Raw genomic sequence first — 420 nt, forward strand, 5'->3', positions numbered from 1 at the left:
CGCGATAGCGGTTGGCATATTCCTTGAGCATCATCGTTTTGCCCAGGCCAGCGGCGCCATAAATAACGTTGATGTCATTTTCAAGATGCGCCATGCGAATGACCTCAAGCCCACTTTTCGCGGTGACGGTCGGCACAAAATCAATTTTCAAATGATGCAGACGGTCTTTATCAGACTCACGCTGAATAAAGCCCTGCAACAATGATTGCAGCGTTTTTATATCGCCGTTATATTTACCGCTCAGGAAAGTGCTAATGGCCGCAGGGCTTTTACCGATGGCGCGGGCAACGTGACTTTGTGTATAGCCCTTGCGGTTCATTAACTCTTCAAGTTGCACAGTAATATCAGACATTCTTCATTCTCCAGTTAACGGGAATTCGTTTTCTTAAAATATTCTTCTCGGTCAGTCTCCAGCAGAAA

The 420-nt window shown here is 46.0% G+C and carries 1 protein-coding gene; it reads right to left on the minus strand.

Annotated elements, in window-relative coordinates; genetic code table 11:
• Window positions 1–352, minus strand: a 352-nt coding sequence (locus NWP14_RS27845; RefSeq protein ID WP_375216325.1) for a helix-turn-helix domain-containing protein, incomplete at its 3' end; no start/stop codon positions are given.
• Between the last annotated feature and the right edge of the window lie 68 nt (window positions 353–420).

This window comes from Klebsiella sp. C349492 (assembly GCF_042055345.1).
Classification (GTDB): Bacteria; Pseudomonadota; Gammaproteobacteria; order Enterobacterales; family Enterobacteriaceae; genus Klebsiella; species Klebsiella scottii.